The organism is Salinisphaera orenii subsp. halophila YIM 95161, assembly GCF_003732545.1.
Taxonomy (GTDB): Bacteria; Pseudomonadota; Gammaproteobacteria; order Nevskiales; family Salinisphaeraceae; genus Salinisphaera; species Salinisphaera orenii_A.
On record NZ_AYKF01000119.1, the window covers coordinates 1 to 12,394 of the forward strand.

At 68.3% G+C, this 12,394-nt stretch carries 11 protein-coding genes; 5 read left to right on the forward strand and 6 right to left on the reverse strand.

Going from position 1 to position 12,394, the window contains the following annotated elements; all coding sequences use genetic code 11:
- Nucleotides 1-33 precede the first annotated feature (33 nt).
- Both glmU and glmS read left to right on the forward strand, forming a co-directional pair.
- Nucleotides 34-1,410, forward strand: a complete 1,377-nt coding sequence (glmU, locus tag SAHL_RS14700; RefSeq protein WP_123592174.1) for a bifunctional UDP-N-acetylglucosamine diphosphorylase/glucosamine-1-phosphate N-acetyltransferase GlmU — start codon at nt 34-36, stop codon at nt 1,408-1,410.
- A gap of 52 nt (nt 1,411-1,462) precedes the next feature.
- Nucleotides 1,463-3,286 (forward strand): glutamine--fructose-6-phosphate transaminase (isomerizing), encoded by a 1,824-nt coding sequence (glmS, locus tag SAHL_RS14705; protein ID WP_123592175.1) that lies wholly within the window; start codon nt 1,463-1,465, stop codon nt 3,284-3,286.
- Between the two features lie 177 nt (nt 3,287-3,463).
- Here glmS and SAHL_RS14710 read toward each other — a convergent pair whose 3' ends face one another.
- The 3 genes from SAHL_RS14710 to SAHL_RS14720 form a co-directional block, all read right to left on the reverse strand.
- A complete protein-coding gene (locus tag SAHL_RS14710; protein WP_123592176.1) occupies nt 3,464-5,047 on the reverse strand; it encodes a gamma-glutamyltransferase family protein in 1,584 nt (527 codons plus the stop codon).
- 324 nt (nt 5,048-5,371) lie between these two features.
- Nucleotides 5,372-6,130 (reverse strand): class I SAM-dependent methyltransferase, encoded by a 759-nt coding sequence (locus SAHL_RS14715; protein WP_123592177.1) that lies wholly within the window; start codon nt 6,128-6,130, stop codon nt 5,372-5,374.
- Nucleotides 6,127-6,720 carry a hypothetical protein gene (locus SAHL_RS14720; RefSeq protein WP_123592178.1) on the reverse strand — a complete coding sequence of 198 codons (594 nt, stop codon included), beginning with the start codon at nt 6,718-6,720 and terminating at the stop codon, nt 6,127-6,129. The genes SAHL_RS14715 and SAHL_RS14720 overlap by 4 nt, the downstream gene beginning before the upstream one ends.
- A gap of 401 nt (nt 6,721-7,121) precedes the next feature.
- Between SAHL_RS14720 and SAHL_RS14725 the strand changes: the two genes are divergently transcribed.
- Complete coding sequence (locus SAHL_RS14725; RefSeq protein ID WP_123592179.1) at nt 7,122-7,631, forward strand: hypothetical protein; 510 nt, start codon at nt 7,122-7,124, stop codon at nt 7,629-7,631.
- 849 nt (nt 7,632-8,480) lie between these two features.
- On the opposite strand, the gene SAHL_RS14730 is transcribed toward SAHL_RS14725, so the two are convergent.
- Nucleotides 8,481-8,690 (reverse strand): hypothetical protein, encoded by a 210-nt coding sequence (locus SAHL_RS14730; RefSeq protein ID WP_123592180.1) that lies wholly within the window; start codon nt 8,688-8,690, stop codon nt 8,481-8,483.
- 549 nt (nt 8,691-9,239) lie between these two features.
- On the opposite strand from SAHL_RS14730, the gene SAHL_RS14735 reads away from it, so the two are divergent.
- Nucleotides 9,240-9,506: a hypothetical protein gene (locus SAHL_RS14735; protein WP_123592181.1), complete on the forward strand. Its 267-nt coding sequence runs from the start codon at nt 9,240-9,242 to the stop codon at nt 9,504-9,506.
- 222 nt (nt 9,507-9,728) lie between these two features.
- Here SAHL_RS14735 and SAHL_RS14740 read toward each other — a convergent pair whose 3' ends face one another.
- Nucleotides 9,729-10,118 carry a DUF2267 domain-containing protein gene (locus SAHL_RS14740; protein WP_123592182.1) on the reverse strand — a complete coding sequence of 130 codons (390 nt, stop codon included), beginning with the start codon at nt 10,116-10,118 and terminating at the stop codon, nt 9,729-9,731.
- Between the two features lie 200 nt (nt 10,119-10,318).
- On the opposite strand from SAHL_RS14740, the gene SAHL_RS14745 reads away from it, so the two are divergent.
- Nucleotides 10,319-11,269, forward strand: a complete 951-nt coding sequence (locus tag SAHL_RS14745; RefSeq protein ID WP_245965502.1) for a Gfo/Idh/MocA family protein — start codon at nt 10,319-10,321, stop codon at nt 11,267-11,269.
- Between the two features lie 377 nt (nt 11,270-11,646).
- Here the strand turns inward: SAHL_RS14745 and SAHL_RS14750 are convergent.
- The coding region (locus tag SAHL_RS14750; RefSeq protein ID WP_123592184.1) for an EamA family transporter at nt 11,647-12,394 on the reverse strand (748 nt) is incomplete at its 5' end.

A 12,394-nucleotide genomic window follows, 5' to 3' on the forward strand; every position in this document is an offset into this window, starting at 1 on the left:
TATAGTCGCCGCATCAAACGAGTCGAAGGACGCATGAGTCTACATATCGTCGTCCTTGCCGCCGGCAAGGGCAAACGCATGAATTCGGCGCTGCCCAAGGTGCTGCAGCCGCTGGGCGATCGGCCGCTGCTCAAGCATGTGGTGGAGTCAGCCCAGGCGCTGGACCCGGCGCGCATCCACGTGGTCTACGGTCACGGCGCCGAGCAGGTCCAGTCCGCGCTCGGCTATCTCGACGTGGACTGGGACTTCCAGGCGCAGCAGCTGGGGACCGGGCACGCGGTCATGCAGGCGATCGACGCCGTGCCCGACGACGCCCGCGTGCTGGTGCTCTACGGCGACGTGCCGCTGATCCGCCCGGGCACGCTCTCGCATCTCGTCGAGACCGCGGGCACCGACAACCTCGCCCTGCTGACCGTGCTGCTGGATGATCCCGCCGGCTATGGCCGGATCAAGCGCGACGACGACAACCGCGTGGTCGGCATCGTCGAGGACAAGGACGCCAGCGCCGACGAGCGCCACATCCGCGAGGTCAACACCGGGCTGATGTGCGCGCAGGCGCGCCATCTGCGGGACTGGCTGTCGCGGCTGACCAACGACAACACCCAGGGCGAGTATTACCTCACGGACTGCATCGCCATGGCCGCGGCCGACGGCGTACCGGTCGTGGCCGGCCAGGCCGGCAGTGTGGCCGAGACCCAGGGCATCAACGACAAGCGCGATCTGGCCTGCGCGGAGCGCATGCTCCAGCGGCGCCAGGCCGACACGCTGATGGCGGCGGGACTCACGCTGCGCGATCCGGAACGCTTCGACCTGCGCGGTACGCTCCATGCGGGGCGTGACACCCGCATCGACATCGACGCGGTGATCGAGGGCGAAGTGGTTCTCGGCGACAACGTGCACATCGGCCCCTACTGCGTGCTGCGCAACTGCACCATCGGCGACCATACGCAGGTGCTGTCGCATACCGTGATCGAACACGCCGAAATCGGCGCGCGTTGCCAGATCGGCCCCTTCGCGCGGCTGCGCCCGGACACCCGTCTGGCCGACCGTGCCAAGATCGGCAACTTCGTCGAGACCAAGAAGATCACGCTCGGTCAGGGCAGCAAGGTCAACCATCTGAGCTACGTGGGCGACGCCGAGATCGGCGCCAACGTGAATGTCGGTGCGGGCGTGATCACCTGCAACTACGACGGCGCCCACAAGCATCTGACCACCATCGGCGACGACGCCTTCATCGGCTCCGACGTCCAGCTGGTCGCGCCGGTGGCCGTGGCCGCCGGTGCGACCATCGGCGCCGGGTCGACGATCACCAAGGACGCGCCGGCGCAGCAGCTCACGCTGTCGCGCGCGCGCCAGGTCTCGCTGCCCGGCTGGCAGCGGCCGACCAAGGACAGTCCCGAACACGAGTGACGGCGGCGCGTCCGCCCGATCCACCTGAAACGTTTTCACGAGGCCCATAGGCATGTGCGGAATAGTCGGAGCCAGCGCCCAGCGCAACGTCGAACCCATCCTGCTCGAGGGTTTGCGGCGGCTCGAGTACCGCGGCTACGACTCGGCCGGCATGGCGCTGGTCGACGAGGGCGTGCTCGATCGCGTGCGCGCGGTCGGCAAGGTGCAGGCGCTGGCGGACAAGCTCGAGGACGGCCCGCGGCCCGGCACTCTCGGCGTGGCCCACACCCGCTGGGCGACGCACGGCGGTGTCTCGGAAGACAACGCCCATCCGCACGTCTCCTCGGACCGCGTCGCAGTGGTGCACAACGGCATCATCGAGAACTTCGAGCCGCTGCAGCGGCGTCTGGCCGCGGCCGGCTACACCTTTACCTCCGAGACCGACACCGAGGTCGTCGCGCATCTGGTCGACAGCCATCTCGCCGAATCGGGCGATCTGTCCACGGCGGTGCGGGCGGCCGTCTCGGAGCTGGACGGCGCCTATGCGCTGGCCGTGGTCTGCCGCGACGATCCGCACACGCTGGTCGCCACGCGCAGCGGTTCGCCGCTGGTGCTCGGCGTGGGCATCGGCGAGCACTTTGTGGCCTCCGACGTGGCCGCCCTGCTGCCGGTCACCCGTAATTTCGTCTATCTGGAGGAGGGCGATCTCGTCACCCTGACGCCGGAGGACTACACCATTCGCGACGGCAACGGCGCCGTGGTCGAGCGGCCGGTCAAGGAATCCGGACTGTCGATCTCGGCGACCGAGAAGGGCGGCTACCGCCACTTCATGCTCAAGGAGATCCACGAGCAGCCGCGCGCACTTGCCGAGACCTGGCAGGGGCGGGTCACCGCGCGCGACATCCTCGCCTCGAGCATCGGCCCGACGGCCGAGGAGATTTTCGGGCGGGTCGAGGCCATCCATATCGTCGCCTGCGGCACCAGCCATCATGCGGGGCTCGTGGCCCGCTACTGGATCGAGGCCATGTCGCGGATTCCGTGCAACGTCGAACTGGCCAGCGAATACCGCTACCGCGACCCGGTCGTGCCGAAAAACTGCCTGTTCGTGACGCTGTCGCAGTCCGGCGAGACCGCGGACACGCTGGCGGCACTGCGCTACGCCAAGTCGCGCGAGGACGGCTATCTCGCCACGCTCGCCATCTGCAACAAGCCCGAGACCTCGCTCACGCGTGAATCGGATCTGGTGATGATGACGCGGGCCGGCCCGGAGATCGGCGTGGCCTCGACCAAGGCCTTCACCACCCAGCTGCTGTGTCTGCTGCTGCTCACCGGCATGCTGGATCGCCGCCCGGATGAGCGTGCCGCCCTGGCGGCCAACATCCGCGGCGTCGACACCGCGCTGGCCGCGGTTCTCGAGCTGGACGAGGCGATCCGCAAGCTGGCGGAGGAATTCGTCGACAAGCAGCACGCGCTCTTTCTCGGCCGCGGGCCCATGTACCCCATCGCCATGGAGGGCGCGCTCAAGCTCAAGGAGATATCCTATCTCCACGCCGAAGCCTATGCCGCCGGCGAGCTCAAGCATGGGCCGCTCGCCCTGGTCGACGAGAACATGCCCGTGATCGCGATCGCGCCGAACAACGAGTGGCTGGAAAAGGTCAAATCCAACCTCCAGGAAGTGCGCGCCCGCGGCGGCAAGCTCTATGTCTTCGCCGACGCCGAATCGGGGCTCAACACCGGGCCCGGCATCACCGTCCTCGACATGCCCCACGTCGACGACATTCTCGCGCCCATCGCCTACACCGTGCCGTTGCAGCTGCTGGCCTATCACGTCGCCGTCGCCAAGGGCACCGACGTCGATCAGCCCCGCAATCTCGCCAAGTCGGTGACGGTGGAATAGCGTGGCGTTCGCCCGCGGTTATCGAAAAAGACGGTCGGCCCGATCGCTGGGTTCGCTTAGCGATTGCTTGAAAGAAGCGCGGTCGCTTGGGACAACGGCGAATTCGGTAGTGGAACCTTCGACGCCTGCGCAGCCGACTGGGCCGCCAGATCCATACAACGCGACGAATTCGACAGCCTAGAGCGTGACGGCCCCACCGTCGGCGCGTGGGTCGCTGGCGCCTTCGGAGTAACCGCTGGGATGACGCACGACCGCGCCGGCGTGGCCGGCCAGATCGGAGAATGCATCGATCATTTCCACCTGGTGGCCGGTCGCGATGAGTTCGTCCACCAACGCCGGATCGAAACGATTCTCCAGCTTGAGGCTGGTGGTGGCATCGCCCCAGGTCTTGCCGAGCAGCCAGCGCGGCGCGGTCACCGCGCGTTGCAGGCCCTGCCCGTACATCGCATAGCGCGAGAATACCGCCGCCTGGGTCTGCGGCTGGCCTTCGCCGCCCATGGTGCCGTAGGCCATCACGCGGCCGTCGTCGAGTTCGGCCATGGCCGGGTTCAGGGTATGGAACGGGCGCTTGCCGGGCGCGAGCTGGTTGGCGCCCGGCGCGAGTGAAAAGCCGGCGCCGCGGTTTTGAAAGGCCACGCCGGTGTCCGGGCACACCAGCCCTGAGCCGAACTCCCAGAACACGCTCTGAATGAAGCTCACCATGGTGCCGTCGCGATCGGTCGCGCCCATCCAGATGGTGTCGCCGCGTTTGGCTTCGTACGGCCAGTCGAGCGCCTTGCGTGGGTCGATCGCCGCGTGCAACTCATCGAGATGTGCGGCTTCCAGCCAGGACTCGGCCGGGCGGCTCATATGATCGGGGTCGCCCAGTTCGGCGTTACGCAGAATGAACGCCTGCTTGGTCGCCTCGATCAGGCCGTGCAGATGATCGAAGCCTTCGGCCTCTGCCACTTTCAGACGGTCGAACAGGGCGAGGATCATCAACGACGACACGCCCTGGGTCGGCGGCGGCATGTTGTAGATCGTGCCCACCGAGAGTTTGGTCGACAGCGGGGCGGCGATGTCGGCCGCGCATTGGGCCAGGTCGGCCGCGCGCAGGGGCGAGCCCATCGCCTCCAGATAGGCGGCATGCGTTTGTGCCAGCGAGCCGGTGTAATAGCTGTCCAGCCCTTCGCGGGCCAGTGTTTCGAGCGTATCGGCCAGCGCGTGCTGATAGAAGATATCGCCTTCGCGCGGGGCGTTGCCGCCCGGCAGGAAGCTATCCGCGAACCCCGGCACGTCGCGCAGTTCGTCGGCCTTGGCGGCCGTACAGGCGGCCTGATTGCCGGTCGCCACGAAGCCGTCGCGGGCATGGGCGATCGCCGGTGCCAGCAGTGTGTCCAGAGCCATCGGCTCGCGTTCTAGTTTGTTCAGTGCCGCCTGCCAGCCGGCGATCGTCGCGGGTGCGGTCAGCGCCGCCTGCGCGCCCCGAGCCGGGATCTGTTCGTGGTGTCCGTGGCCTGCATACCAGTCCGGCGTGGCCAGTGCCGCCGCACGCCCGCAGGCCGAGATGCCGATCGGCGCCTGGCCGGGTTTGCGAATCAGCCAGAAGCCGTCACCGCCGATTGAGTTCATGTGCGGGTAGACCACCGCGATCGTGGCCGCGCTGGCGACCATCGCCTCGATCGCGCTGCCGCCGGCAGCGAGCACGTCGCGCCCGGCGAGTGCGGCCGACAGATGGGGAGCGGTGACACAGCCGTAACGGCCTTTCGCACTGTGCAGCATGGGCGATGTCCCGTGTTGGTGCTACGGCCCTCTTAGCGTTGCCTGCGCCAAAGCATTGGTGCATGGCGTTGATAAGTGTTGAATGCGAATTGTGGATTGCGGCGGCGAACCAGTGGCATTCATCGTCCGAAGTCGGGTCGACACCGCTTGCCGCGCGAACGGGCCCTCGTCGTTGACTATGATCCTGACATGGGACGGCCGTTTCACGGAACGATGCACTCGATACTTAACTCGATCGCGTCGCGCGGAAAACTTTCGAGAACGCGGCCCTGAGTGGTCAGGCTCTGCCTGGACCGTCACGCTTTCTTGTCGTCTGTTCGCCGACTAGATGGCTGCGAAAAGCTGCGTCGCCGGCTGCAGCAGGCGTTCGGCGAGCAGGCCGCCAAGGGCCATCTGTACGCCGCGCACGGGTTTCTTGGCCCATTCGAGCAGTACCCAGGTCTGGGCGTGCAGCCCCCAGAGCAGGCGTTTGCGGCGAACGACCTTGAGGCCGGCGCTTTCGATATCGCTGTCCATCGTGCGCCCCGACAGCATGTTGATGCCCACGCGCTTGCCGCGCAGGCGTCGGACCATGCGCTTGGTCCAGTAGTGCAGGCAGCGGCGATCGTAGTAGGTCATCAGGACTGGGCCGTTGCCGGCTTCGGCAAGCACGGCCAGCGCCTGACGCCGACTCTCCCGGCTGGGGATGTGCTGGAACATGCGGATGGACACGGCGAGGTCGACATCGGTGTCGACCGGCAGGCGGTCGAGGATGTCGGCGCGCTGGACGCGCTCCCGGTCGGCCTGTTCCTGCGCCTGGTTGCTGCGCAGCCACTCGATCATGGCATCCGAGCGGTCAAGACACGTGACCTGATAGCCCATGGTCTTGTAGAGCGGATAGAAACGCCCGTAGCCGCAGGGAATGTCGACCACATGGGTCGAGCCGGCATCGGCGCTGTGCGCCAGCAGCTCGCGGGCGATGCGGTGCTCGCGCCAGTTCACGAACCGCTGCGACGGCGAACGGTATCGACCGGCTGCATATTGGTCCACATGCGCCTGATTGTTGACGTGGGCGGGCGTGGCGCGTCGGGGGGATGGGCTCATGCGATGGCAGCCGTCGGGTGGCACCTGTGCGACGCCTCGGCGGCACACAAGTTCAAGATCCGGCGCGTCGCGCGCGTTGCGCCACCGCCACGGCCGCGCGACTTATCAGGGGATGTGCGGATATCGGCTTTCGGGCCGACGCGGGTGTCGTTCTGCGCGCGGCGGCCGAGCCGCAGGTCGTCGATCGCACGATGGAGCCGTTCGCGGCCGCCACAGTAGACTTCGACGAGGTGCAGCGTGCGCAGCAGGTGTTGCTCGACGATGCGCATATCGGGGGCGGGTGTGGCCAGTTCCAGCAGCATCAGGCCGGCGAGCGCGTTGGCCCGCACCGCCGACTGGGAGGGATTATCGATACCCAGCAGCGCCGTTTCGGCGCGGGCCGAGGCGTGCGTGAATCGAGAATCCAGTTCATACAGCGCCAGGGCCGCGGTGGCCGCCGTGGCCAGCGCTGCACCGGGGGTGTCGCGATCGTCGATCACGAGGGCGCTGGTGCGTTCGTTCACCCGGCAGGCGATATCGAACGCCGAAGGCGCTTCGTCGTCGGGCCGCCGCCGATGCGAGGCCCCTGCGCGACGCGGAAGATCCGGCATGGACTGTCTCCTTGCGCTCCGGCGCGAACTCTATGTCAGTCGCATGCGCCGCGCAATCGCACGCCGATGACGCACCGCTGGCAGCCATTGCCGTGCGGTGGATTGCGGGTCGTGATCGGCGCAAATACGGATGGTGCGCCCAGCGGATGCATCCCATACTCCCGGCACGATAAGACAACCGATCGCCCCGATCGGTTGCGCAGCGGTCGACACCCTCGCCGGCCGCAGTGATCTCGGATACGCACCCGGCTCGATCGCACACCGCTCGGCGTCGCCGCCGACACGGACTGGTGGGCTAGGCGTCCCACCGTCGGGCCCGGCGCGACCGATCGCCTTTTGAACACGAACACCCGCGCGCGGACCGTCGCGCCGCGCCGCCCTTATTGCCAAGGAGTACCCAAATGCACAGTCCCGGTATCGAATCCGGCGACTCGCCCCCGCTGGCGCGTGACGCGGGGCGGGTGGCGGCCCCGCACGCGCCTTTCGTATTCGACGACTATCGCCCGTCGCCCGCCCTGGCCCTGCTGGTTAGCGGCCGCGCGCTGCCGGCACTCGGCCTGTTCCTGGCGGGGGCCCTGTGGGCGACCATGACGTTGATGGTCGTGGCCGGCCAGGGGCCGGCGGAACCGGCCGATGGCGCGCTGGTCGAACGTTTCGCGCCGCCGCTTGCACTCATGGTGATGGGCCTCGTCGCGCGCCTGATCACCTGTGGCGTGGCCCGGCTGCCGCAACGGCCGGCGCGCGCCGCGGAAATCGCAGCCGTTCGCGAGGCCGCACGGGCCCACGGCACGCTGGCGCCGATGCTCGACGCGCAGTCGCGCACCGGCGATACCTGGCGACTGGGTCACATCCGGCAGGCGTGGCGGATGCTCGAAGGCGAGACGGCGCGGCGCGCGACGCGCGTCGCCTGAGGTTCGCCGATGTGGGCCCGCTGACGCCCGATCCTCGCACGGGGCACCTCACGGCGTCTTGGTCGCCGCCGCGGCCATGATCCGGTTGTCCTCCCGGCCTGCTGCTCGTGACCCTGTCACGCCGCGCCGTACGAGTCCATCAGTGCCGGATCGCCGCCGGTGTGAGGCGATCGGAGCATGCGATCGCTCGCCGTGGCCGGCGTACGCATGGTCGGGGTGCGGGGCGGCCTCCGGATCGTGGCTCTGCGAGGCCGCAGTCGAGTGTCGCGAGGGTATCGTGATCACGGCGACATCGGCGGATGGCCGATATCTCCTCCAGCGGGCGAATCGCCTCTTGAAGGAGCGCCGACGGCGAAGCCCGGCGCGAGGCCGATCCCCCACAGGCTCGATGTGACCGCGCCGCGCGATTCCGGTAGGGGCAAGGCCGGCGTGGGTTCGTCGGCGCGATCCATTGCGTGCCGAGTATCGCGCCGGCTTGTCGCCGGTCATGCAGCGGCCGTTCGGTCGGCGTCGGGCCGGCGTGTGGCCCGGGCGATAGCCCGTCCGGTTGCCGAGCAGCCAGGCCCCGGGCTGTCTCGTGTGTGGCGTGCCCCGCATCGTGCCGTGCCGCGTGGGTGCGCTGCGGCGGCTCGGCCCGCACGATGGATGATCCGACCGGCGTAATGACGGGCACGCAGGTCGGCCGCGGCCGCTGGAAGCGGAGGGCGGTGGCGACGGCGCAGGCTGCCGAGCGGTCCGCCGTATTCTGCCTGTCGGTGTGGCCGGCTCACGCACGATAGACGACCCCGCCGTGGCGGGGTCGTGACGGGTACTCTTATCGTGACCGGTCGCCCGGTTCCGCTCGGTGGCTCAAGCCGAGCGGATACCGGCGCGCTTCTGCGCGATCGCGTTGCGACTCACGCCGATCTGAATGCCCGCGATCACCAGCCCGGCGACGACCGCCGGCCAATGAAACGCGTCGTTCGTGAACAGGGTGGCCAGGCCACCCAGTACCAGGGATGCGGCGACCAGCAGGGTTATCCAGGCGGACAGACCCGCCTGACGGACATGCACCAACATTTTTTCAACCTCCTCAGGCGTTCCGGAAACGACTAAAACCGGAAATCGCCGCGTGCGGCAACTCCGGTATGTGTTCCGTAGGCGAATCTCAGTACTCGGGGAAACAAGAAGCAGCCCCGACGCGGGCGTGAGGGGCTGCTCAGCGATGCGGATTATAGCGCCGCTCAGATGACAGAAAACTTAAAACGGTCTCGTTTTCTCGATTTAATTTAACAATGCGAAGTTTCGTGGCGCTCAATCATGCCGATCGTTGGCGCAGCGAAGGTTTCGCACCCTGGCCGGCAGCTCGAATCCCGGCAGGAGCGCCTTTGAATGGTCGATCGCCAAGCCATGCCGTACGGACGCGCCGGTGGTTCGAGCGCGACCCGTCCGTCGCCGCGGTGCGGCCCGTCCGGCATGGCTCGCCCGATGATGTTCGTGGGGCCACGGATTCTCTGGCCATTGTGCGAGCGGCCGGAGGGATTGGCGTTTGCATCGCGTCGGTGCGGTCACGTGCCGGCAACATGGCCGGCGCAGGCTATCCGTCCCCAAACCTGCGGAGGCCGCACCATGTCCCGCGATCCGTTCTTCAGGCCGTACACGCCCGTGCTGGAAACCGTGCCCGCCGACGGCCAGACCGCCATTCATCTGCGCGGACTGGCGCTGGGCAGCCGAGTGGTGGTCGAGGGCCCCGACCCGGACGCCTTCGAAGTGAGTGGCGAGGCACTCGCACTGGCCTTCGTCGTACCGGGGCGATACCGGATCATCGTGCGGGCGCCGGACGGTCGGGTCGTCGACCGCGTCGAGACCGAGGTGACCTCCCCGGCGGCGGCCTAGGCATATCGGCGCAGTGCACCCGCCAGGGCGCCGGTAGAACAACGCGTTGCGTGCACCGTGGCCGCCGGCTGCGTTTTCGAATCTCGTGGCGTCACAAAACAACGGGCGACCACGACCGCGACTCCCGAAGCCATTCGGCTCACGGCGTCGTGGCCTGGCTCAGCGCGCACGCGCCATTCAAGCGGCACGACCGGCGGCGCGCGCCGGCCGTGCCGAGACGTCCTAGCTCGCCAGCAGCGTGTTGAGGTCCGGCGGCAGGTCGAAGGTGACGTCGGCGAACTCGCCGTTGGTGATCGCCTTGCCGAGCGTGTGCACGACGACGAGGGCCGGGCCCTGGACGTCGGCGGCGGTCATGCCGGCGCGGGTGGCGACCTGCTCGTAGAAGGTGTCGAGCGCCACGTGCGATTCACGCGTGGCCGGGGCCTGCTGGCCGCCGGCCAGAGCCGCCTTGGACAGATCGCCCGGCAGCTGCGAGCTCATGCGGCGGTTCTCTTCCTGCGACAGATGCATGCACAACGCCTCGATCGTGGCGTAGGTCACGGTGCGGGCGGTCTGGGTGTCGCCGATCTCGTCGGCGGCGGCCACGCGTTTGATGAATTCTTCGGTCTGCATGGTTTCTTCCTTGATCGTGTAAAGCGTTCGGCACGGCGGTTCGGCCGCGGCCTGCGTCGAATCTGTCGGCACTGTGACGATCACGGCCGGGCCTGGCTATCAGGGCAAACACGGAACACACGCCCCGCCGCGCGGTGTCGACGGCGGGTCGAACGCGTACACTGTCGCGCGTTGCAGTTGCGTGACGGATGGGCGGACGTATGCGAATCGTGGTGATCGGCGCCGGTGCCTGGGGCAAGAACATCATCCGCAATCTCGACGAGTTGGACGCGCTCGGTGGCATCGTCGACGGCAACGCCGAACGGCTCAACGAGTACGGCGAACGCTACCCGCAGGCGGCGCTGTTCGCGGATTACCGCGCGGCGCTGGCCTCCGACTGCGAGGCGGTGGCGATCGCCACGCCCACGCCGTCGCATTTCGAGATCGCCATGGCCGCGATCGAGGCCGGCAAGGACGTGTTCGTCGAGAAGCCGCTCACGCACAGTTCCGCCGAGGCGCGCCAGCTGGTCGACGCCGCCGAGCATCGGAACGTGATCCTGATGGTGGGGCATCTGCTCATCTATCAGCCCGCGATCGCCTGGATGCGGGACTACGTCGCCGCCGGCGAGATCGGCGAACTGTTCTCCATCCGCCACGAGCGGCTCAACCTCGGGCGGGCACGCAGCGCCGAGAACGTGATCTGGGACATCGGCGTGCACGACATGGCGATCATGCTCTATCTGGTGGGCGAGGCGCCCGAACGCGTACGCGGCACCGGCCATCGCATGCTCGGGCTCGAGGTGGAGGACGAGGTCCACGTGCATCTGGAATTCGCCAACGACGTGCGTGGCAACATCCACACCTCCTGGCTCTGGCCCGAGACCGCCCGCCGCACCATCGTCCGCGGCGCGGCCGGGATGCTGGTCTACGACGAAGTCGCCCAGACCGTGACGCTGCACCGCAAGTGGATCGACGCCGATCTGCAGAACCACGACGAGGGCAGCGAGGTCGTCCATCGCGGCGACGGCCAGCCGCTGCGGCTGGAACTGCAGCACTTCATGGACTGTGCTCGCGAGCGCACGCCGTCGCGCTCGGACGGCGCCAGTGCCCTGGCCGTGGTCGAGACGCTCGAGCGCATCAATGCCGCCGTGGCGGAGTCGAGCCGCTACTGACACCACCCGGGGCGCCGCGTCCCGCGCCCGGCCGTTCGCCACGGCGCCGGGTCGGCACGGGGTCGGCCAGACGCGCCATGTCGACTGGAGCCCGAACGCGTCCGGCCTCGGCATGATCGTCGATAGACGGGCGGCGGGCATTCCTGGTGCGGGCCGGGTGCCTAAAACCACCGCAGGGCCGATGCGCCGGACCATGGCGCATCGTCATTGGGTGGCTTCGGCCAACGCGCCTCGCGATCGATGCCCGAAAGGGGCCGCGCGGCGTCCGTCAGCGCCGGCTGGCCAGCCTGACCGCGCGGCGCAGCGGCGAGCGCGGCCGGAATGCAGGCGTCGGGCGCGCGTCCGCGAGATGTCCCGCGGGACGCCCGCGCGATCCGCTATAAGGCGCCGGTCTCTCGCGAAGCCCGGCTCTGCATGACGCTCAGGCCGGTGACCGCGGCCAGGATCAATATCATGCCGAGCACCTGGGCCGGTCTCAGGCCGTCGTTCATGACCAGCAGACCGAACAGCGTCGCCGTGACCGGTTCGACCATCGCCACGATCGAGGCGGCGGTCGGCAGGCTGTGGCGAAGCCCGGTGATGTAGCAGTAGAACGACAGCCCCGCGCCGAGCAGCCCGAGCAGAACAAACCAGACGACGTCGGGAGACACGGTGACGGCGACGATCTGGCCCGGATCGGTCAGGGGCAGCAGCACCAGCGCGCCCGCCGCGAAGGCGATCGCCAGCACGCTCGGCGTCGGCCCATGTGCCCCGGCGTACTTGAAGCCGAAGATGAACAGCGCGTAGGACAGACCCGCGAGCAGGCCGCTGACGAGGCCGAGCAGGGTGATCGCGCCCGCCTCGGCGCGGTAGATGCCGGTCAGCAGCACGATCCCCGCCATGACCAGCGCCACTGCCGCCAGTTTCACCGGCGTGGGCCGCTCCGCCCCGCTGATGAACGACACCAGATAGACGAAGATGGGCGCGCTGTACATCAGCGTCGCCGCGACCGCCACGCTGCCTTCGCTGATGCTGATGAAATAGAAGGCGAAATTCCCGGCCACCCCGAGCCCCGCGACGAGCGACCAGAGCACGAGGCGCCGGTTGAGCGGCATGCGTCTGCCGCGCAGGCGCATGACGCCCAGC